The sequence below is a fragment of the Streptomyces violaceoruber genome, assembly GCF_033406955.1.
GTDB classification, from domain to species: domain Bacteria; phylum Actinomycetota; class Actinomycetes; order Streptomycetales; family Streptomycetaceae; genus Streptomyces; species Streptomyces violaceoruber.
This window is the reverse complement of the sequence record NZ_CP137734.1, coordinates 4,624,897-4,646,293: the sequence shown is the minus strand read 5'-3', so window position 1 is coordinate 4,646,293 and position 21,397 is coordinate 4,624,897. Positions and strand designations below refer to the sequence as shown.

General features: G+C 71.4%; 16 protein-coding genes and 1 tRNA gene. 2 read left to right on the top strand and 15 right to left on the bottom strand.

The genetic code is table 11. The features are described 5' to 3' along the window. Positions 1-9: 9 nt before the first annotated feature. The 4 genes from R2E43_RS20915 to R2E43_RS20900 all read right to left on the bottom strand — a co-directional run bounded on the left by R2E43_RS20915 (position 10) and on the right by R2E43_RS20900 (position 3,183). A complete protein-coding gene (locus tag R2E43_RS20915) occupies positions 10-1,833 on the bottom strand; it encodes an ATP-binding protein (RefSeq protein WP_332056458.1) in 1,824 nt (607 codons plus the stop codon). Further along, positions 1,830-2,717, bottom strand: coding sequence for a bifunctional DNA primase/polymerase (locus R2E43_RS20910; RefSeq protein WP_332056457.1), 888 nt, complete (start codon positions 2,715-2,717; stop codon positions 1,830-1,832). Before R2E43_RS20910 ends, R2E43_RS20915 begins: the two co-directional genes overlap by 4 nt. Continuing rightward, positions 2,714-2,899 (bottom strand): hypothetical protein, encoded by a 186-nt coding sequence (locus R2E43_RS20905; protein WP_332056456.1) that lies wholly within the window; start codon positions 2,897-2,899, stop codon positions 2,714-2,716. Before R2E43_RS20905 ends, R2E43_RS20910 begins: the two co-directional genes overlap by 4 nt. A gap of 77 nt (positions 2,900-2,976) precedes the next feature. Beyond that, positions 2,977-3,183 (bottom strand): helix-turn-helix domain-containing protein, encoded by a 207-nt coding sequence (locus R2E43_RS20900; protein ID WP_332056455.1) that lies wholly within the window; start codon positions 3,181-3,183, stop codon positions 2,977-2,979. A 118-nt stretch (positions 3,184-3,301) separates the two neighbouring features. On the opposite strand from R2E43_RS20900, the gene R2E43_RS20895 reads away from it, so the two are divergent. After that, positions 3,302-3,832 carry a helix-turn-helix domain-containing protein gene (locus tag R2E43_RS20895; protein WP_332056454.1) on the top strand — a complete coding sequence of 177 codons (531 nt, stop codon included), beginning with the start codon at positions 3,302-3,304 and terminating at the stop codon, positions 3,830-3,832. Positions 3,833-3,866: 34 nt separating this feature from the next. Further along, the gene (locus tag R2E43_RS20890) at positions 3,867-5,012 is read left to right on the top strand and encodes a tyrosine-type recombinase/integrase (RefSeq protein WP_332056453.1); all 1,146 of its coding nucleotides are present in this window, start codon (positions 3,867-3,869) and stop codon (positions 5,010-5,012) included. 97 nt (positions 5,013-5,109) lie between these two features. Here R2E43_RS20890 and R2E43_RS20885 read toward each other — a convergent pair. The 11 genes from R2E43_RS20885 to bldG form a co-directional block, all read right to left on the bottom strand. Beyond that, positions 5,110-5,183: transfer RNA gene (locus tag R2E43_RS20885), tRNA-Thr, on the bottom strand. A 108-nt stretch (positions 5,184-5,291) separates the two neighbouring features. Then, entirely contained in the window at positions 5,292-6,911 is a 1,620-nt protein-coding gene (locus R2E43_RS20880) for an alpha/beta hydrolase (RefSeq protein ID WP_106518189.1), read from the bottom strand. A 112-nt stretch (positions 6,912-7,023) separates the two neighbouring features. Continuing rightward, positions 7,024-8,229 carry a DNA polymerase III subunit delta' gene (locus tag R2E43_RS20875; protein ID WP_003975394.1) on the bottom strand — a complete coding sequence of 402 codons (1,206 nt, stop codon included), beginning with the start codon at positions 8,227-8,229 and terminating at the stop codon, positions 7,024-7,026. A 139-nt stretch (positions 8,230-8,368) separates the two neighbouring features. After that, positions 8,369-11,677 (bottom strand): dTMP kinase, encoded by a 3,309-nt coding sequence (tmk, locus tag R2E43_RS20870; RefSeq protein ID WP_332056452.1) that lies wholly within the window; start codon positions 11,675-11,677, stop codon positions 8,369-8,371. Between the two features lie 147 nt (positions 11,678-11,824). Beyond that, entirely contained in the window at positions 11,825-14,683 is a 2,859-nt protein-coding gene (gene topA, locus R2E43_RS20865) for a type I DNA topoisomerase (RefSeq protein WP_332056451.1), read from the bottom strand. Positions 14,684-14,952: 269 nt separating this feature from the next. Then, on the bottom strand, positions 14,953-15,150 hold the full coding sequence (locus tag R2E43_RS20860) for a hypothetical protein (RefSeq protein WP_193485159.1): 198 nt from the start codon (positions 15,148-15,150) through the stop codon (positions 14,953-14,955). A 220-nt stretch (positions 15,151-15,370) separates the two neighbouring features. Next, the gene (locus tag R2E43_RS20855; RefSeq protein ID WP_003975390.1) at positions 15,371-16,888 is read right to left on the bottom strand and encodes a DUF7059 domain-containing protein; all 1,518 of its coding nucleotides are present in this window, start codon (positions 16,886-16,888) and stop codon (positions 15,371-15,373) included. A gap of 89 nt (positions 16,889-16,977) precedes the next feature. Next, positions 16,978-17,568, bottom strand: coding sequence for a hypothetical protein (locus R2E43_RS20850; RefSeq protein WP_003975389.1), 591 nt, complete (start codon positions 17,566-17,568; stop codon positions 16,978-16,980). Between the two features lie 218 nt (positions 17,569-17,786). Continuing rightward, positions 17,787-20,171 carry a sodium-translocating pyrophosphatase gene (locus R2E43_RS20845; protein ID WP_003975388.1) on the bottom strand — a complete coding sequence of 795 codons (2,385 nt, stop codon included), beginning with the start codon at positions 20,169-20,171 and terminating at the stop codon, positions 17,787-17,789. 337 nt (positions 20,172-20,508) lie between these two features. Further along, positions 20,509-20,940 (bottom strand): ATP-binding protein, encoded by a 432-nt coding sequence (locus tag R2E43_RS20840; RefSeq protein WP_003975387.1) that lies wholly within the window; start codon positions 20,938-20,940, stop codon positions 20,509-20,511. A 109-nt stretch (positions 20,941-21,049) separates the two neighbouring features. Further along, positions 21,050-21,391: an anti-sigma factor antagonist BldG gene (gene bldG, locus R2E43_RS20835; protein ID WP_003975386.1), complete on the bottom strand. Its 342-nt coding sequence runs from the start codon at positions 21,389-21,391 to the stop codon at positions 21,050-21,052. Positions 21,392-21,397: the final 6 nt, after the last annotated feature.

Below are 21,397 nucleotides of genomic sequence, written 5' to 3'. Positions count from 1 at the left end.
GCGCGTCTCCTAGGCCGCGTCGCGGCAGTCGAGGCAGAGGGGGGAGCCGAGCGCGTTCCACTGCATGCGGCCGCAGTCGGCGCACGGCGTCTTGGGATGGGCGTCAGGCGAGAGTGGGTGCATTCCAGCGGTCCCAGCGGTCCCAGCGGTCCCCCGTGAGGGTCCGCGCAGGTCAGAGGCGATGCGCTGGGGGGACGCTGTCGTCGGGGCAGCGTCCCCCCGAGCGGTCCCAGCGTCCCCCCGAGCGGACGGGGGACCGCTAGCGTCCCCCCTGTAGCGTCCCCCTTGTTCCTGCACGTCAGCGTGGGTTTCGGAGGTGTTGGGGGACGCTGGGGACGCTGTTTCGTACCTTCTCTCCGCTGACGCTGTCAGCGTGTACAGCCGCTGCTTCTTCGGCTTCGGCCCGCGCTTGCTGTCGTCGACCTCAATCCCGATCGTCCTCAGCGCCGGGGCGAGGCGCTTGAGCTGCCCGCCTGCCCGCGTCGGGTCCTTCGGCCACTTCTTCGGCAGCCGGTCCGGAGTGACCACACGCTCCAGCAGCTCCGAAGCCGTGAGGGTGAGCCCGTCCGCACCCGCTCGGTCGACAAGCGCGACGACGGCCTGGGCGAACGGCTCACCTTCGAGGACGTCGGCGACCGCGTCCCGGGCCGTTGCCTTGTAGCTCTCCAGGGTGTTCCAGCCCTGGACCTTGTCGACGGCGGCGAGGACTCGGGCGAAGTCGGCCATGCGGGGCCGTTCTTCCAGCTGCACGTCGGGCAGGACGCGGAGGACTTCGGCGAGCAGGTCGAAGAGGGAGGCGAGGATGCCGGGGTGAGCGTCGGCGTAGGCCGCGTCCAACTCGGCTTCCTCGCGGCGCCGGCGGTCCGGGATCGTGTGGAGTTCGATGGTCAGCAGCCGCTCGGCGAGGTCCCCGGCGAGCGCTCCGGCGTCGATCGTCGTCATGGCGAGAACGCGGCGGAACTCAAGGACGACGACGTCATCGTCGGTGTACAGGGCGCGGTCGACGATGCCGTCACCGGTGACCGCCCGGCACAGTGCATCGGACAGCCAGTCGGCGATGATCGACACGTTGTCGAGGCAGAGTGCCCACGAGTTGAAGGCCTGCGTGGCCCACGACTTGATGTCCCGGGGCGCGGTCCGCTTCGGTGCGCCGGACGGGTCGACGATTCCGATGACCATCTTCGCGGAGTACGACTTGCCGGTGCCCTGCTCGCCCCGGAAGGTGAGGATGGGGTGCGGCAGGTCGGGGATGAACGCGGCGACGAGCCAGCCGACGAGGAGGCGGAACCCCTCGTCGTCGGTGTTGAGCATGCCGCGGAGGTTGGCCAGGCCGTCGCCGTCGCGGACTGGCGCGGGCAGCGGTTTCATGGCGCCGGAGCGGCGGAACAGGACCGGGGAGCGCGCGGCTCGCTCCCAGCCATCGGGGCCGATGACGACGCACCGACCGTCGGCGTCCGCCAGGTCGACGACGATCCGGGCGCCGTCACGGGCCACGCGAACGTGCGGAACGCGCGGGTCAGCGTCCTGCGCGACACCTTCCAGTACGGTCATGGCGTCGGCGAGGGCCGACTGGGAGGGCACCGAACCGTTGTTGCTGTCGGTGAAGATGCGGGCCAGCTGCGAACGCAGGCCGGCCTTTCCGCGCAGGGGGAGGGCGATGTTCGCGCCGTCCTGTTTCACGCCGTAGGGGCGGCCGTCCTCCGACATGAACAGGTCGTATCGCTCGCGTGCGAGGGCGACGAGCTGTGAGGCCTGCGAGGGGCCACGGCCCTTCTCCACCTCAACGCCCGCACCTTCGACGATCTCGCGGGCCTGGTCCTTGCTGGTCGTCACTTCGCGGCTCCCAGTACGTCGCCGCGGGCCGACCGAACGGTGGCCTCGGCTTCCCTGTCGGGCAGGCCGACCACGGCGGCGGCCTGCATGAGTGCGTTCTCTGCCGAGTCCGCGTCGAGACGGCCGGCCGCCGCATGCTCGAACGCCTTGCACGCGGCCCAGAACAGACGGTCGTTCCGCTGTCCCTGCCCGGAGTCAAGGACGAACGTGACCAGGCCGACGAGCAGCTGCCCGCCACTGGCCGCCCGCCCGCTCCGAGCTGTGACCGGACGTCGCGCGGGCCGGTCCTTCCCAGCGGTCATGAGCTGCAGCAGCTTGTCGGGCACCGGCTGCACGCTGACGTTGTCCGGGTCGGAGGCGAGGGTGTACAACCCGCGGGTGCTGCGGGAGCCCGGGCCGACGAGATACCCGCCAGACCCGCGGACGTCGACGCCACGGGCCATGTGCCCCGCGCGGTTCGGGACCTTGACCCCGGCCGGGCCCGTCCACCACGCGTGGTAGCCGCCGGACGGAGTGGCGATGATGACCGTGCGAGGCAGGGTGATGCGATGCTGCGCAGCCAGCTTGCGCAGCTCCCACACACCATCGATGCCGTTCTTCCGGTCGAGGTCAAGGCCGATCAGGTGCCACGGCGGCCGACCGCAGGCGATGCCGTAGCCGGTGGCGTGACGGACCATGTTGAACATGGCTCGGATGCGGTCGGGGTCGGCGCTGGCATCGTGGATGCCGTGCCCGAGCTGGCCGCACTCGCCCCGGCACCCGTGCCCAGCCTGGTGCGGCGAACGGATGGCGGGCAGCTTGCGCACGGACAGCGGGATGACCTCGAAGCCGAGCATCTCGGCGGCCTGCAGCGCTCCGTTGAGCGCGTCGTTCCAGTCGCTCACGACCGCCCCCGTCCCGGGCGAGGGAGGGCCAGCCGCGCGGCGACCTCCCAGAGCTGCCAGCCACGCTCGAAGAGCAGGCGCCGCGCTTCGGCCCGCAGCTCCCACGACGAGAGCCCGTAGGTGCCGCAGGTCAGTGGCTTGCGCTGTGGGTCGGCGTAGCACGGCATCGTTGGCTGTGCCACGATGGCGGCAGCCTCGCCCGCAGCGAGCTTCTTCTGAGACCCGCCAGTTTGCCCCTGGCGGGTCTCGTCGTTTCCGTTCATGCCGCGTTGCCTCCGACGGTCACCGACTGCGCGGACAGCCACGCTTCGATGCGGCTGCGCCTGTACCTGATGCGCCCGCCGCGGCCGGGGCTGGTCTTGATGTAGTCGGGGCCGGTACCGCTCCAACGCCAGTTCGCAAGCGTCTGCGGGGAGAACCCGTACTCCGTCTGCACCTGCCTCGGTGTGAGCAGATCGCTGGTCACTTCGCACCTCGTTTGAGTTGCTTTCCGATTCGAACGACCCGATAGTAGAGCCATGAGCAGGACAGTAGCAGACAGCGCGGGAATGTTGACGACTCGCTTGTGTCGTAAAGTGACTCGCATGAGCGACGAGACCCGACCGAAAACGCAGATCACCGACCTGGCGGGGCGCAACGTGGCCGCCAACGTCCGACGCATCCGAGAAGCGCACGGGTGGTCCACCTACGACCTCGCGCGAAAGCTCAAAGAGGCTGGCCGGCCGATCAGCCCGTCGGCCGTGGCCAAGGTGGAGAGGGAAGAACGGCGCGTAGACGCCGGCGACTTGGTTGCCCTGTCCGTCGTCCTCAACGTGAACCCGTCGGCGCTGCTGCTGCCACGGGACGACTCACCGACCACGATCGTGGACCTCATGCCGGGCAAGCACACAGACGGCGGCGAGGTGCGCATGACCGCCTCGCGGCTCTGGGAGTGGGCCGACGGAGAGGTACAGCTATTCAGCGCCCCGAAGGCTGAAGACGACTTCCAGGCGCAGCGAGAGTTCATCCAGAACGCCAGGCCGCCCCGACGTGGGCTGCGCGAGATGGAGGCGCTGCTCAGGCAGTACCGCTTGAAGGACGAGGAGGGACACACAGATGGCCCGAGTGTGGATTGAGGACCGGGCGAACCACGCCGACTACCGGGAGGCGATGGAGCGCTGGCAGGCAGCGAAGCGCGAGGGCAGTAAGCGGCAGGCGCCCGGCCGGTGGCGGGTCCGCTGGTACGGGCCCGACGGAAAGCCGAAGGCGAAGACCTTCGGGAAGCTGCCGCGGGCCGAGGCGGAGAAGGACGCGATCACCGCGCGACTCGACAAGGGCTCTTACCGTGACCCGAGGTCGGGGAAGACGGCCGTGCGAATCGTCGCTGAGGAGTGGTACGAGTCGAAACGCAAGATCGGCCGGACCACGAAGCGGGACTACCGCGATCTGCTCGACAACTACGTGATCCCGAAGTGGGGGGATTGGCAGGTCGCGGCCGTCCAGTGGGAGGACGTGAACACGTGGCTCACCGAGCTGGAGACGAAGCCGGGAAAGTCCGGCCGCACGCTGGGCGCGGCCCGCATCATCAAGGCCTACCGGGTGCTGGCGATGGTGATGAAACACGCCGTGTTCTCCAAGCGTGCAGCCGTCAGCCCGTGCCACGACCACGAGCTGCCTCGGCCGGACGACGAGGACGAGCACGTCTACCTCACCTACGACCAGCTGGAGCGGCTCGCCCTGGCGGCCGGCGAGTATCGGCTGCTGATCCTCACCCTGGGGTACTGCGGGATCCGCTGGGCGGAGGCGTCCGCGGTGAAAGCGGGCCGGTTGTCGGTGCCGAAGCGGCGCATCCGGATCGTGCAGAACTACACCGACGTCTCCGGCGTGCTCGCGCTGGGGCCAGTGAAGAACCACGAGAAGCGCTCTGTGCCGCTCCCCCGGTCGTTTGCCGACGAGCTGGGCACGCTCGCCCAAGGCAAGCTGTCTGACGGGCTGCTGTTCACGGCGCCGGAGGGCGGGCCGCTCAGGTACGCCAACTTCCGCTCGCGGGTGTTCGATCCCGCGGTGAAGGAGGCGGGGCTGTCCGGACTGGGCATCACGCCGCACAAGCTGCGGCACACGGCCGCGTCCCTGGCGATCGCGGCCGGCGCGGACGTGAAGGTCGTTCAGCTGATGCTCGGGCACAAGGATGCGTCGATGACGCTGAACATCTACGGGCACCTGTTCCCGGATCGGCTGGACGAGGTCGCGGATGCGCTCGACGCCGGACGGAAGGTCGCACTGGCGCTTGCGGATGCGTCGCTCACCGACGCCTAGTGATCAAACCAGCGTGTACTAAATGCGTACAGGCCCCCTCCAGCGATCTTGGAGGGGGCCTGTCGCGTACCGCCGTTGACCAGCGGGTTTATCTCTGAGCCGCCTTCGGGATTCGAACCCGAGACCTACGCATTACGAGTGCGTTGCTCTGGCCATCTGAGCTAAGGCGGCGCGCTGTGCACCCATGGTGCGATCAGCAACGTCGGCAAGTCTACACAGTTTCCCGGGGTGCTCCGAACCCGCCCCGGAGGCGTGGGTCCCGGGGCGGGCAGGCGGGGGTTACGAGCAGCGCTTGCCGTCCTCCGGGGCGGTGCCGGTCAGCAGGTACGTGTTGATCGCGGAGTCGATGCAGGAGCTGCCGCGGCCGTACGCGGTGTGGCCGTCTCCCTCGTAGGTGAGGAGGTGGCCGGAGGTGAGCTGGTCGGAGAGGGCCTCGGCCCAGCGGTAGGGGGTGGCCGGGTCGCGGGTGGTGCCGACCACGACGATCGGGGTGGCGCCGGCCGCCTCGATGCGGTGCGGCTCCCCCGTGGGCTTCACCGGCCAGTACGCGCAGTTCAGGGAGGACCAGGCGAGGCCCTCGCCGAAGACCGGGGACGCCTTCTCGAAGTCGGGGAGGGCGTCGCGCACCTCGTCCGGGGAGGAGAAGGCGGCGGGGAGGTCGAGGCAGTTCACGGCGGCGTTGGCGAACATCAGGTTGCTGTAGCCGCCGTCGGCCTCGCGCTCGTAGTAGCTGTCGGAGAGGATCAGCAGGCCCGCACCGTCCTTCTCCTTGATCGCCGAGGTGAGGGACTCGCGCAGCTGCTGCCAGGCGCCCTCGTCGTACATCGCGGCGATCACGCCGGTGGTGGCGAGGGATTCGGTGAGCTTGCGGCCGTCGGCGTCGCCGGCGGGCAGGGGCTTCGCGTCCAGGTCGTCGAAGAAGGACTTGAGGTTCTTGCCGACCTGGTCGGGGGTGGTGTCCTTGTCGCCGAGGGGGCAGTCCGGCTGCTTCACGCAGTCCTTCGCGAAGGACTGGAACGCCGTCTCGAAGCCCTCCGTCTGCTCCAGGTTCAGGCGGCGGGCGGGCAGCGAGGGGTCCATCGCGCCGTCCAGGACCAGGCGGCCCGTCCGGTCGGGGAACAGACCGGCGTAGGTCGCGCCCAGGAAGGTGCCGTACGACGCTCCCACGTACGTCAGCTTCTCGTCGCCCAGCACCGCGCGCAGGACGTCCATGTCGCGTGCCGCCTCGACCGTGGAGACGTGGCGCAGCAGCTTCGGCGCCTCCGCCCCGCAGCCCTCGGCGAACTCCTTGTAGGCGTCGACCAGCTCGTCCGTCTCGCCCGCGTCGTCCGGGGTGACGTCGGTGCGCGTGTACGCGTCCATCTCGCGCCCGTCCAGGCACTCGACGGGTTCACTGCGGGCCACGCCCCGGGGGTCGACCGCCACCATGTCGTACTGGGCGCGGACCTTCGCCGGGTAGCCGATGCCCGCGTACTGCTGGAGGTAGCCGATCGCCGAGCCGCCCGGTCCGCCCGGGTTGACCAGCAGCGAGCCGAGGCGCTTGCCCGGCCCCGTGGCCTTCTTGCGGGCCACCGCGAGCCGGACGTCGCCGTCGGCGGGCTTGGCGTAGTCGAGCGGGGCCTTCATGGTGGCGCACTGGAAGCCCGGGACGCCGCAGTCGCGCCAGCCGAGCTTCTGCTCGTAGTACGGCGACAGCTCGGCGGGCGTGGCCTTCGGCAGGGGGGTCAGGGTCGCCGTGGCCGCCTCCGTCGCGCCGGCCGCCTTGGCCGCGGGGGATCCGGCGGACGTCGACGCGCCCCCGGCCGAGCAGGCGGTGGCGAGCAGCGCGGCGGTGAGCAGCGTGGCCCGGAAACGGGTGCCGCCGGTGCGGGTCCTGCGGTGAGTGCGCCTTGTGTCCATTCAGCGAGCGTAACTCTCCGCGACGAAGCAGTTGCGGTGCGTGGTGCGCGTGCCCCGTACGTGTTACGGCGTCAACCGGTCATGACTCCGGCGCGGGCCCGGGCTCGCGGGCTCAGCCCGATCTGAGGGCCATCGTCATCGCCTCCACCGCCAGCAGCGGGGGCACATTGCGGTCCAGAGCCTCTCCGCAGGCGGCGACCGCCTCGATCCGGCGCAGCGTGGACTCGGGGGTGCTGCCGCGGGCGAGCCGCTCCAGGGCGTCCTCCGCGTCGGCGTTGGCGATGGCCACGCGGGAACCGAGCTGGAGCGCGAGGACGTCGCGGTAGAAACCGGTCAGCTCGCTGAGGGCGAGGTCGAGGCTGTTGCGCTGGGTGCGCGCCTTGCGGCGTTTCTGGTCGGCCTCCAGGTCCTTGATCACGCCGGCCGTGCCGCGCGGGAGCCGGCCGCCCTGGGCGGCGCCGAGTGCGGCCTTCAGCTCCTCGGTCTCCTTGGCGTCCATCTCCTCGGCGAGCTGCTTGGCGTCCTCCGCCGCGGCGTCGACCAGCTCCTGGGCCGCCCTGAGGGCGCCACCGACGTCCTCCACCCGCAGCGGCAGCTTCAGCACGGCGGCCCGGCGGTCCCGGGCGGCCTTGTCGGTGGCCAGGCGGCGGGCGCGGTCGATGTGGCCCTGGGTGGCGCGGGCCGCCGCGGCGGCGACGTCCGGTTCGATGCCCTCGCGCCGTACGAGCATGTCGGCGACGGCCTCGACGGACGGCGTGCGCAGGTTCAGGTGGCGGCAGCGGGAGCGGATCGTGGGCAGGACGTCCTCGACGGAGGGGGCGCACAGCAGCCACACGGTCCGCGGCGCCGGTTCCTCCACGGCCTTCAGGACGGCGTTGGCCGACTTCTCGTTCAGCCGCTCGGCCTCCTCGACGAGGATGATCTGCCAGCGGCCGTTCGCGGGTGAGGTGAACGACTTGCGGACGGTGTCCCGCATGTCCTGGGCGCGGATCTCGGCGCCCATGGCGACCACGGTGCTGACGTCCGCGTGGGTGCCGACCAGTGCGGTGTGGCAGCCGTCGCAGAAGCCGCAGCCGGGGACCCCGCCGAGGGCACGGTCGGGGCTCACGCACTGCAGCGCGGCGGCGAACGCCCGGGCCGTCCGGGCCACGCCGGAGCCGGGCGGACCGGTGAACAGCCAGGCGTGCGTCATGCTCGTCGACTGCGGCAGCGGGCCCGCGGTCGCGGCGGCGGTGACGAAGGCGTCGGCGTCCCGGGCTGCGGCGGCGAGCGGCTCGCACACCTTCTCCTGCCCGACGAGGTCGTCCCACACGGTCATGGGTCACGCCGTCCTTTCCTCACACCGAGCCCTTACACAGAGCCGTCACACCGAGCCGTGACACCGAGCCGCCGCGTTGATCCGCGGCGCGCCCTCCATTGTGCGGGGCGGCACTGACAACGCGGCGGCCTCGGTGCTCTCAGCGTCGTCCCCGGCCCCTGCCCCGGCCGCCGCGGCCCTCGTCGTCCCGGCCGCCCTCGTCCTCGTCGTGCGGCCCGAGCAGCTCGTCCGCCAGCGTCGGCAGGTCGTCCAGCGGGGTCTCCTCGGCCCAGTCCGAGCGGCGCCGGCGGGACGGCGGTGCCTGGTCGGGGTCGATCTGGGGCAGCTCCCGCGTGCGGTCCTGGGCCTCCTCGGCGGGGCTCTCCTCCCGGAAGTAGCCCGGCGGGACCCGGTCGGCGGGGTCGTCCCCGCGCACGGGCGGCAGGACGGCCGTCTCGTCGGCGGCTCCCGGCGGCGTCACGGGCGGCAGGACCGCCGTCTCGTCGGCGTCCCGCGGCTGCACCGCCGGAAGCACCGCCGTCTCGTCCGCCGCGCCGGACGGCACCGGCGGCTTGGGCAGTTCGGTCGTCACCTCGGACTCGGACTCGCCGGACGCCCGGCCGCCGTCGCCGCGAGCACCCCGGCCGTCGGTGCCGCCCTCGGCGTCGTCGGTACGGTCGTCGTCGGGCGTGTCCCGCACCGGCCGCAGGACCGCCGTGTCCTCCACCGGCCCGCCGGAGGCGTTGGTCGGGGTCACGATCGGGGTCGGCACGGTCGCCGCGTCGGTGGGGGCCGAGGCGGCCGGCTTCGGACGGGGGGCGTCCGCCGCCGCGGGGGCCGCCGACTTGGGACCGGCCGCGGCCGCGGCCGCGGCCTCCTCCGCCGCCCGGCGCGCCTCCTCGGCGCGCAGCAGGGCCTCCTCGGCCTTGCGCTGCTTCTCCAGGCGCCGGGCCTCGGCCTCGGCCCGCAGCCGCTCCTCCTCCTCGGCCTGCTTGCGGCGCCGCTCCTGCTCGGCCCGCAGCCGTGCCTCCTCCTCGGCGCGCGCCTTCTCCTCGGCCAGGAGCCGGGCCCGCTCCTCCTCGGCCTTGCGGCGCGCTTCCTCGGCCCGCTGCCTGGCCTCCTCGGCCTGCCGCTCGGCCTCGCGCCGCTGCGCCTCCTCCAGCTCGCGGCGCTTGCGCTCCTCCTCCTCGGCGCGCACCCGCGCCTCTTCTTCGAGGCGCTCGCGCTCCAGGCGCTCCTCCTCGGCCTTGCGGGCCGCCTCTTCCTCGGCCTTGCGGCGGGCTTCCTCCTCCGCCTTGCGGCGCGCCTCCTCCCGGGCCTTGATCTCGGCCTCGGACAGCGGCAGCACCTGGTCCAGCCGGTGGCGTACGACGGTGGTGACGGCCTCCGGCTCCTGACCGGCGTCCACGACGAGGTAGCGCCCGGGGTCGGCGGCGGCCAGGGTGAGGAACCCGGAGCGCACGCGCGCGTGGAACTCGGCGGGCTCCGACTCGAGACGGTCCGGTGCCTCGGTGAACCGCTCGCGGGCGGCCTCCGGCGCCACGTCCAGCAGGACGGTCAGGTGCGGTACGAGCCCGTTGGTGGCCCAGCGGTTGATGCGGGCGATCTCGGTCGGCGACAGGTCGCGTCCTGCGCCCTGGTAGGCGACCGAGGAGTCGATGTAGCGGTCGGAGACGACCACGGCGCCGCGCTCCAGGGCGGGCCGCACCACGGTGTCGACGTGCTCCGCGCGGTCGGCGGCGTACAGCAGGGCCTCCGCGCGGTGCGACAGTCCGGCGCTGGAGACGTCCAGCAGGATGGAGCGCAGGCGCTTGCCGACCGGGGTCGCGCCGGGCTCTCGGGTGAGCACGACCTCGTGCCCCTTGCCGCGGATCCACTCGGCGAGGGCCTCGGCCTGGGTGGACTTTCCGGCGCCGTCGCCGCCCTCCAGGGCGATGAAGAAGCCTGTCGCAGCCGACGTCGGCACCGGGTCGTCGCCGCCGAGCAGCGCGTCCCGCAGGTCGTGGCGCAGCGGCACGCCGGAGCGGTCGTCGACCTTGGCGAGTACCAGCGCGGCCAGCGGCAGCAGCAGGGCGCCGAGCAGCATCAGGACGAACGCGGCGCCACCGTGGGCGAAGACGAACCTGCCGTTCTCCAGCCGGTGCGGTCCGATCGCCGCGGCCAGCACGGGCCCGACGACCGCGCCGAGCGCCACGCAGACCCGGACGACGGCGTGCAGGTGCTCGGTGGTCCGGGCCCGGCGGTGGTCCTCGGTCTCCTGGTCGAGCAGCGCGTGCCCGGTGTTCGCGGCCACGCCCGCGCCGACGCCGGACAGCGCGAGGAGCAGCAGCACGGTGGTGTCGTCCGGGACGAGACCGGCGGCCAGCAGGGTGACGCCGACGAAGGCGATCGCCAGGGCGAGCAGCCGCCGGCGGGACAGGGAGGGCAGCAGGGCGGGGGCGGTGCGGATGCCGACGACGACGCCGCCGGTCAGCGCGCCCGCCGTCAGCCCGTACAGCACGGGGCCGCCGCCCAGGTCCTTGGCGTGCAGCACGGCCACGGCGACCGTGGCGGCCACCACCGCGGCGACCGCGGCGCAGGCGCACACCAGCAGCGGAAGCGCTCCGGTGCGGCCCTTGTCGACGCCGCCGCCGCTCCTGGGGCGGCGCAGGCCCTCCAGCGGCGACCGCGCGCGCGGGGTGCGCATCGCGGGCAGCTCCAGGATGCTCACCACGGACAGGGACGCGGCGAACAGCCCGGCCGCGACGTACGAGCCGAGTGCCGCCTGGTGCTCGGCGAACCAGTCGACGCCGGCGCCCAGAAGGTTGTTCAGGAGCCCCGCGACGACCAGTACGGCGGCCGCGAGGGGGATCGCCACGAAGCTCGTGCGCAGCGACAGGCGGCGCAGCGCGTCCATGTGGTCCGGCAGCGGCCGTACCGTGGCGCCCTCCAGGGGCGGGGCGGGCAGCAGCGCGGGGGCCGCGCTCTCCCGGCACACCGTCCAGAAGCGCTCGGCGACCCCGGTGACGAAGGCGGTCACCAGGAGGTAGGCGAGCGCGTCGTCGGGCATCCAGTCGATCCACAGGGGCGCGACGATCAGCAGGGCGGCCCGCAGCCCGTCGGCGCCGACCATGGTCCAGCGCCGGTCGAGCGGGCCGTCCTGCGAGGTGAGGGAGGTCAGGGGCCCGAGCAGGACGGCGCCGAAGAGCAGCGTCGCCAGGATGCGGACGCCGAAAACGGTCGCCACTGCGAACGCCACGCCGCGGTAGCCCCCGCCGAAGGAGCCCGCGCCGATCGCGGCCTGGACCGTGAGGAGGACCAGCACCAGCAGGGCGAGGATGTCGCCGACACCCCCCACGAGCTGTGCGCTCCACAAACGCCTCAGCTGCGGGCGGCGCAGCAGGGCGCGGACGGCGCGCTCGCGGGAGTCCGCGACCAGGGCGTCGTCCGGGGCGGGGTGAGGGGCCGTTGGCTGCTCGGCTCGCGTCATGCGTTCAGCCTATCGGTCGCCGCCGACAGTCCGGTGCGCCCGGCCGAACGTACGCACGCCCCGACACCGAAATGATGCCGGGGCGTTCGTTTTGCGAAGAGCGCGCGCGTGGAGACGTGCGGAGGAGCGGGCGGGTCTGAGCCGGGCTCAGTCCTCCGACGTCTTCGACGCGGTCGCCTTCTTCGCCGCCGTCTTGGCGGTCGTCTTCTTCGCGGTGCTCTTGGCGGCGGTCTTCTTGGCCGCCATGGTCTTCGCGGCGGCCGTCTTCTTGGTCGCCGCCGCCTTCTTGGCCGGGGCCTTCTTGGCGGCCGTCTTCTTCACGGCCTTCTTCGCCGTCTTCTTGGCGGGCCCCTTGGCACGCTTCTCGGCGAGCAGCTCGTAGCCCCGCTCGGGGGTGATCTCCTCGACGCTGTCGTCGGAGCGCAGGGTCGCGTTGGTCTCGCCGTCGGTGACGTACGGGCCGAAGCGGCCGTCCTTCACCACGACCGGCTTCTCGCTGACCGGGTCGGTGCCCAGCTCCTTCAGCGGCGGCTTGGCCGCGGCCCGGCCACGCTGCTTGGGCTGGGCGTAGATCGCCAGCGCCTCCTCCAGCGTGATCTCGAAGAGCTGATCCTCGGTCTGGAGGGACCGCGAGTCCGTGCCCTTCTTCAGGTACGGGCCGTAGCGGCCGTTCTGCGCGGTGATCTCCACGCCCTCCGCGTCGGCGCCGACGACCCGCGGCAGCGACATGAGCTTCAGGGCGTCGTCGAGGGTCACCGTGTCCAGCGACATCGACTTGAACAGCGAGGCGGTGCGCGGCTTCACGGCGTTCTTGCCGGTCTTCGGGGTGCCCTCGGGGAGCACCTCGGTGACGTACGGGCCGTAGCGGCCGTCCTTGGCGACGATGGCGTGGCCGGTGGCCGGGTCGGTGCCCAGCTCGAAGTCGCCGCTCGGCTTGGCGAGCAGTTCCTCCGCCAGTTCCACGGACAGCTCGTCGGGCGCCAGGTCCTCGGGGACGTCGGCGCGCTGGTGGTTCTCGGCGTCCTTCTCGCCGCGCTCGACGTAGGGGCCGTAGCGGCCGACGCGCAGCTTGATGTCGTTGCCGACGGGGAAGGACGACACCTCGCGCGCGTCGATCGCGCCGAGGTCGGTCACCAGCTCCTTCAGGCCGCCGAGGTGGTCGCCGTCCCCGTTGCCCGCGTCGGCCGCGCCGCCGCCGCCCGTGCCGTCGCCCTCGCCGAAGTAGAAGCGGCGCAGCCACGGCACCGACTGGGCCTCGCCGCGGGCGATGCGGTCGAGGTCGTCCTCCATCCTGGCGGTGAAGTCGTAGTCGACGAGCCGCCCGAAGTGCTTCTCCAGGAGGTTGACCACGGCGAAGGAGAGGAAGGACGGGACGAGGGCCGTGCCCTTCTTGAAGACGTAGCCGCGGTCCAGGATGGTGCCGATGATCGACGCGTACGTCGACGGGCGGCCGATCTCGCGCTCTTCCAGCTCCTTGACCAGCGACGCCTCGGTGTAGCGGGCCGGGGGCTTGGTGGCGTGGCCGTCGACCGTGATCTCCTCGGCCGTCAGCGCGTCGCCCTCGGCGACCTGCGGCAGGCGCCGCTCGCGGTCGTCCAGCTCGGCGTTCGGGTCGTCGGCACCCTCGACGTAGGCCTTGAGGAAGCCGTGGAAGGTGATGGTCTTGCCGGAGGCGCTGAACTCGACGTCCCGGCCGTCGGAGGCGGCGCCGCCGATCTTCACGGTGATGCTGTTGCCGGTCGCGTCCTTCATCTGGGAGGCGACGGTCCGCTTCCAGATCAGCTCGTACAGCTTGAACTGGTCGCCGGTCAGGCCGGTCTCGGCGGGCGTGCGGAAGCGGTCGCCGGAGGGGCGGATCGCCTCGTGCGCCTCCTGCGCGTTCTTGACCTTGCCGGCGTACGTGCGCGGCTGGGGCGGCAGGTAGTCGGCGCCGTACAGCTGCGTCACCTGGGCGCGGGCGGCGGAGACCGCCGTGTCGCTCAGGGTCGTGGAGTCCGTACGCATGTAGGTGATGTAGCCGTTCTCGTACAGCTTCTGGGCGACCTGCATGGTCGACTTCGCACCGAAGCCGAGCTTGCGCGAGGCCTCCTGCTGAAGCGTCGTCGTACGGAACGGGGCGTACGGCGAGCGGCGGTACGGCTTGGACTCGACGGAGCGGACGGCGAAGCGCGTGTTCTCCAGGGCGGCGGCGAGCGCGCGGGCGTTCGCCTCGTCGAGGTGGAGGGTGTTCGCGCTCTTGAGCTGCCCCAGGGAGTCGAAGTCGCGGCCCTGGGCGACCCGCCGCCCGTCGACCGTCTGGAGGCGGGCGACCAGCGACGAAGGGTCGGAGGCGTCTCCCGCGCGGCCCGTCGCAAAGGTGCCGGTGAGGTCCCAGTACTCGGCGGAGCGGAAGGCGATGCGCTCGCGTTCCCGCTCGACGACGAGGCGGGTGGCGACGGACTGGACGCGGCCGGCCGACAGGCGCGGCATGACCTTCTTCCACAGGACCGGCGAGACCTCGTAGCCGTAGAGGCGGTCGAGGATGCGGCGGGTCTCCTGGGCGTCGACGAGCTTCTGGTTCAGCTCGCGCGGGTTGGCGACGGCGGCGCGGATCGCGTCCTTGGTGATCTCGTGGAACACCATGCGCTTGACCGGGATCTTCGGCTTGAGGACTTCCTGGAGGTGCCAGGCGATGGCCTCGCCCTCGCGGTCCTCATCGGTGGCGAGGAAGAGTTCGTCGGACTCCTTCAGGAGGTCCTTGAGCTTCTTGACCTGGGACTTCTTGTCCGCGTTGACCACATAGATCGGCTGGAAGTCGTGTTCGACGTCCACACCGAGGCGGCGGACCTCGCCGGTGTACTTCTCCGGCACCTCCGCCGCGCCGCTGGGAAGGTCGCGGATGTGCCCGACGCTCGCCTCGACGACGTAGCCAGGGCCGAGATAGCCCTTGATCGTCTTCGCCTTGGCGGGCGACTCGACGATGACGAGTCGTCGGCCGCCCTTCGCGGTCTCGCTGGTCGGGGACAACTTCGCTCTTCTCTCCGGTCGACGCTGGGCCTCCCCAGGCCGTGGTCCCGGGGTCGGGTCGTTCTGTGTTTCGATCGTGACGCTGCGGAGTGTGACGGTACCTCCCGCCCCCGTGTCAAACGGGAAAAGCCCGCAACGGCCACTCGAACGGTAACCCGACGAACCCCGTTCCTGCCGCCCGGAGTGCTGACCCGCTCCGACACGGGTATCCGGAGTGCGATCCCCCGGTTACTCGGGCGGCGCCCCGGCCGGGGTGCGCAACCGGCTCCTCACACCTGGGTCAGGCACCAGGCCCCGAGGCCCAGCGCGACCACGGCGGCGACGCTCGCGACGGTCGCCGATGCGACGGGGCTCACACCGAGCGCGACGGGCCGGCCGTGCCGCACCCGCGTCGTGGTCCACACCAGCAGACCGGCCCCGAACAGGGCGAACACCACTCCCGCGAAGATCGCCGACCCGCTCTCCATGGTCCCCGTGCCCCTTTTCTCCAGCCCGCGCGTGTCCAGCCTCCGGGAGGCTGTCACGCACGGGCGGCGGGCAGGCGAACCCGAGGTGAACGGGGAGCCGACGGATCCGCCGGGTGCCGTCGCGCGGGGCCGGCCCCCGTACACCGGGTGGGGCGGGCGACGCGGACGAACACGGGAAAAGAAATGGGTGCGCGCACCCACGCCCGGTGGCCGGGCCGCCCTACGCCGGTTCGAGGAAGCCCTGCTCCACCAGCAGACGGATCTGCGCGGGCGTGCGGTCGCGCAGGGCCACCGGGTCCTCGCCGACCAGCTGCGCGATGGCGTCCAGGATGCGGCCCGCGCTCATGGTGCCGTCGCAGACGCCCGCAAAACCGGCGCCGACGGTGTCGACCCGGGTGGCCCGGCGCATCCCGCGGTTCTGGCGCAGGACGACGTGCTCCGGGTCCTCGGCGCCGGGCAGTCCGACCTGTTCCTGGACGACCTCGCCGGACAGCGTGAAGTGCGCCTCCAGCAGGGCCGCGTCGTCGTGGGAGCGCAGGTAGTCGACGCGGTCGAAGTGGGCGCGCACGGTCTCGCCGAGCGGCTGCTCGACCGGGTGCGGCCACTCCTCGGCGACGACCGAGGGGTCCGCGGCCCCGGTCCGGCGCAGCGTGATCCAGCCGAAGCCGACGGCCTTGACCTTGCGCGCCTCGAACTCGTCCAGCCAGGCGTCGTACCGCGCCTGGTAGTCGGCGGGATCACCGCGGTGGTCGCCCGCGTCCCGCAGCCACAGCTCGGCGTACTGGGTGACGTCCTGCACCTCGCGCTGGACGATCCAGGCGTCGCAGCCGTGCGGCACCCAGGAGCGCAGCCGGTCCGTCCACTCCTCCCCCTCCACGTGCTGCCAGTTGGCGAGGAAGTGCGCGAACCCGCCCTCGTTCAGGCGCTCCCCCGTCTGCTGAACGAGCGAGCGGCACAGATCGTCCCCGCCCATCCCGCCGTCGCGGTAGGTGAGTCGGGCACCGGGCGAGATCACGAACGGCGGGTTGGAGACGATCAGGTCGTACGTCTCGTCGTCGGCGACCGGCTCGTAGAGGGAGCCCTCGCGCAGGTCGGCGGCCGGAGCGCCGGACAGCGCCAGGGTGAGCGCGGTGATGTGCAGCGCGCGCGGATTGACGTCGGTGGCCGTCACACGTGTGGCGTGCGCGGCGGCGTGCAGCGCCTGGATGCCGGAGCCGGTGCCGAGGTCGAGGGCGGCGGAGACGGGCGTACGGACGGTGAGGCCGGCCAGGGTCGTGGAGGCGCCGCCCACGCCGAGGACGACGCCCTCGGCGTGGTTGCCGATGCCGCCGGCGCCGCCGACCGCGCAGCCGAGGTCGGAGACGACGAACCAGTCCTCGCCACCGGGCCCGCCGTAGGGCCGTACGTCCACGGTGGCCGTCACCTCGTCGTCGCCCGCGTGGTCGAGCCAGCCGCTCTCCAGGCAGGCGTCGACGGGCAGGACGTCCGCCACGCGCGCGTGGGGGACGGGTTGCTGGAGCAGGAACAGCCGGACGAGCAGTTCCAGCGGCGTGTCGCCGCGGGTCGCCCGGAGCGCGGGCACGGTCTCGCTGCGCGACAGCGCCGCGTAGGCGGGGGCGCCGAGCAGCTCCAGCAGTCCGTCGGCGGTGAAGGACGCCCCGAGCAAGGCGTCCCGCAGCCGGGTGGCGACGTCGGGGCGGTCGGCGGAGGGCAGGGGGGACAGGCTGGCGTTACTCACACCCCCATTGTGGCCCTGCGGTCCACACCCCGCCCCGCGTCCGCGTGGGGAGACCGGGCCCGCGTCCGCGTGTGGGGAGACCGGCCCGGTCAGCCCTCTGCGGCCGACGGGGTCACCGAGGCCGACTTGCAACTGGGCTGCTTGGCCATCGCCTGGCCGACGTCGCCCTCCTCCAGGGTCTTCAGCGCGTTGCTGCCGCTCTTGCTGAGCTTGTTCAGCTCGGTGGCGATGTCCTTGAGGCCGTCGGCGAACTTGGCCTGGTCCTTGGTGTCGAGCTCCTCCACCTGCTTGCGCAGGGAGGCGTACGAGGCGGAGAGGCCGTTCAGCTCGGTGACCGCGTCCTTCTGCTTCTTCTCGCCGTCGTCGACGTCCGGGGGGCCGGCCTTCTGGACGGTGGCGCCCATCGCCTTGTAGGCGTCGGACATGTCCTGGAACGCCTTGGCGTCGGTCTTCTGGACCTCGGCGGGAGTGCTGTTGTCCGAGGTCTCCTTCTGGATGGCCGCGTTGGCCGCCTCGATCTTCTTGGCCTGCGGCTGCACCCCCTCGCAGACGTCCTTGGCCCAGGAGTCCAGCTTCTCGTTGTCGTCGCTGCTGCTGCATCCCGTCAGCGCCAGTACCAGTACCGCACCGCCGGACAGTGCGGCCGCGAGCTTCTTGTTCACCGGATTGGTCCCTTCCATGGCTCTCGGCCCCGGAACATACACGCCGGATGGGGGACATCCACCGGACGAACATCCGTTATGACGGTATTGAAGCCATTTGCACCAAGAGAGAGAAGGCTCACGGTGAGACGGCGCGCGCGGGCGCGAAACGGGCGGACGACGCGTCAACACGCGCCGTCCGCCCGTCCCTTGAGCGAGGTCCGGACCGAATCCGTGCGGTGGTCCGGAGGGCGGGGCTACGAAACCACGGCCGGATCGGCCGACTTGGGTTCCGGGTCGGCGTCGTCCTCGTCGCCCATGGCGATCCCGCGCCGCTTGGACACGTAGACGGCCGCCGCGATGACGGCGAACGCGACGACCGCGATCAGCACCCGCACGACCACGCTCTTGTCGGCTCCGTAGGAGAACTTGATGACCGCCGGCGCGATGAGCAGCGCCACCAGGTTCATGACCTTCAGCAGCGGGTTGATCGCCGGACCCGCGGTGTCCTTGAACGGGTCGCCTACCGTGTCGCCGATCACGGTGGCGGCATGGGCCTCGCTGCCCTTGCCGCCGTGGTGGCCGTCCTCGACGAGTTTCTTGGCGTTGTCCCAGGAACCACCGGAGTTGGCGAGGAACACCGCCATCAGCGTCCCGGCGCCGATCGCGCCCGCCAGGAACGCGCCGAGCGCGCCGACGCCGAGCGTGAACCCGATGAAGATGGGCGCCATCACGGCGAGCAGTCCGGGCGTGGCGAGCTCCCGCAGGGCGTCCCTGGTGCAGATGTCGACGACCTTGCCGTACTCGGGTTTCTCGCTGTAGTCCATGATTCCGGGCCGTTCCCGGAACTGCCGCCGCACCTCGTAGACCACCGCGCCCGCCGACCGCGACACCGCGTTGATCGCCAGCCCCGAGAAGAGGAAGACGACCGCCGCACCGGCGATGAGCCCGACGAGGTTGTTGGGCTGTGAGATGTCCATCATCAAAGTCATCGGCGCGCCCTCGCCGCTGAGTTTCTCGCCCACGTCCGCCGCGCCGGTGGTGATGGCGTCGCGGTACGACCCGAAGAGGGCCGCGGCGGCCAGTACGGCGGTGGCGATGGCGATGCCCTTGGTGATGGCCTTGGTGGTGTTGCCGACGGCGTCCAGGTCGGTGAGCACCTGGGCGCCGGCGCCCTCGACGTCGCCGGACATCTCGGCGATGCCCTGCGCGTTGTCGGAGACCGGCCCGAAGGTGTCCATGGCGACGATCACACCGACCGTGGTGAGCAGACCGGTGCCGGCCAGCGCCACCGCGAACAGCGCCAGCATGATCGACGTACCGCCGAGCAGGAAGGCCCCGTAGACGCCGAGGCCGATCAACAGGGCGGTGTAGACGGCGGATTCGAGACCGAGCGAGATCCCGGCGAGGACGACGGTGGCGGGCCCGGTGAGCGAGGACTTGCCGATGTCCTTGACCGGGCGCCTGGTGGTCTCGGTGAAGTATCCGGTGAGCTGCTGGATCAGGGCGGCGAGCACGATGCCGATCGCGACGGCGACCAGCGCGAGGATCCGCGGGTCGCCGCTCTTGCCCGCGATCGCCGCGTCGGTGACACCGTCGAGGTCGGCGTACTTGCCCGGCAGGTAGACGAAGACGGCGACCGCCACCAGCACCAGCGAGATCACCGCGGAGATGAAGAAGCCCCGGTTGATCGCGCTCATGCCGCTGCGGTCGGAGCGCCGGGGCGCCACCGCGAAGATGCCGACCATGGCCGTGAGCACGCCGATCGCCGGGACCAGCAGCGGGAACGCCAGCCCGGAGTCGCCGAACGCCACCTTGCCGAGGATCAGCGCGGCCACCAGGGTGACGGCGTACGACTCGAAGAGGTCGGCCGCCATGCCCGCGCAGTCGCCGACGTTGTCGCCCACGTTGTCGGCGATGGTCGCGGCGTTGCGCGGATCGTCCTCCGGGATGCCCTGTTCGACCTTGCCGACCAGGTCGGCGCCGACGTCGGCGGCCTTGGTGAAGATGCCGCCGCCGACGCGCATGAACATCGCGATCAGCGCGGCACCGAGGCCGAAGCCCTCCAGGACCTTCGGCGCGTCGGCCGCGTACACCAGCACCACGCAGCAGGCGCCCAGCAGGCCCAGGCCCACCGTGAACATGCCGACGACGCCGCCCGTGCGAAACGCGATCTTCGTCGCTTTGTGCGAGACGAGAGCGAGATCCTTTTCCGGTTCGCCGGGGGCCGGTGTCGCTTCCCGGGCCGCCGCGGCGACGCGCACATTGCTGCGCACGGCGAGCCACATGCCGATATAGCCGGTGGCCGCCGAGAAGGCCGCGCCGATCAGGAAGAAGATCGAACGTCCGGCACGTTGATTCCAGTCGTCCGCGGGCAGCAGCATGAGCAGGAAGAACACGACGACGGCGAATACGCCGAGCGTGCGCAACTGCCGGGCCAGGTACGCGTTCGCGCCTTCCTGGACGGCCGCCGCGATCTTCTTCATGCTGTCGGTTCCCTCGCCCGCCGCGAGCACCTGGCGCACCAGGACACCCGCGAGCACCAGCGCTGCCAGCGCGACGACCGCGATGACCGCGACCAGCGCGCGGTTTCCGTCGGTCAGCACGGCAGCCGCGAGATGAGAGGTAGGAAGCTCCGCCATTCGTCCTCCTTGACGCTTGGGCTGAGCTCAAGATGTGGACGGGATTGTAGGTACCGGAAGCCGATCAAAACAGTGCACGACAAAAGGAATTACCCTGTCAACCACAAGGGCACCGGAAGTAGTAATGGCCCTCCGGCATTAATTCCGTGATCCGCTCGATGATCCGTTTCACGAACAGCTTGGTGATCAATTTCCCATGCCATTGATCGTGAATGAATTCACTTAACGTCCGCACGGCACCAATGTATGTCCGCCCATGGCAAAGGGCCCCACCAGGTGGGGCCCTCCGGGTGACACATGGGTGAATGCGGGGGTCGGGCGGGGGTGACGCGGGGGGTCAGATCGGTGGCAGCACCGCCGACGCGGTGGGCCAGGTCATGCGGATCAGTCCGCCGTCCTCGCCCGCCGAGACCTCCACGTCGTCCACGAGTCCGCTGATCACCGCGAGGCCCATCTCGTCCTCCTCGGCCTCCAGCTCGTCGACGGCGTCCCCCGAGGTCTTGACCCCGGGGACCGCGTGCGGCGCCTCGTCACCGACCTCGATGGAGAACTGCTTCTCCTCCTCGATCAGCGACACCTTGACCGGCGCCGTGATGCCGACGTGCTGATGCAGGCCCACGGCCCGGGTACAGGCCTCGCCGACGGCGAGCCTGACCTCGTCGAGGACGGCCTCGTCCACTCCGGCCCTGCGCGCCACCGCGGCCGCCACCAGACGGGCGGTACGGACGTGCTCGGGCAGCGCGCTGAAACGGAGTTCGACGGTGGCCATGCATCCCCCTCGGAACTGCGGGCGTGCTTTCGAGGGTCCGGGCTGCCGCCAGCCCGGACCCCCCTTGTTCTACTTGCGTCCCGGGCCCCGAGAGGCCCGGAACCGGTCGTCAGTCGGTGGCCGCCACCGCTTCCTCGACCGAGGTGTGAATGGGGAACACCTTGGTGAGGCCGGTGATACGGAAGATCTTGAGAATGCGCTCCTGGTTGCAGACCAGCCGCAGCGAGCCCTCATGGGCACGCACCCGCTTCAGTCCACCCACCAGCACGCCGAGCCCTGTGGAGTCGAGGAAGTCCACGCCCTCCATGTCGACGACGAGGTGGAAACTCCCGTCGTTCACGAGCTCGACCAGCTGCTCACGCAGCTTGGGCGCGGTGTATACGTCAATTTCGCCACCGACCTCGACGACCGTACGATCGCCGACGGTACGGGTCGACAGGGACAGGTCCACGGATCC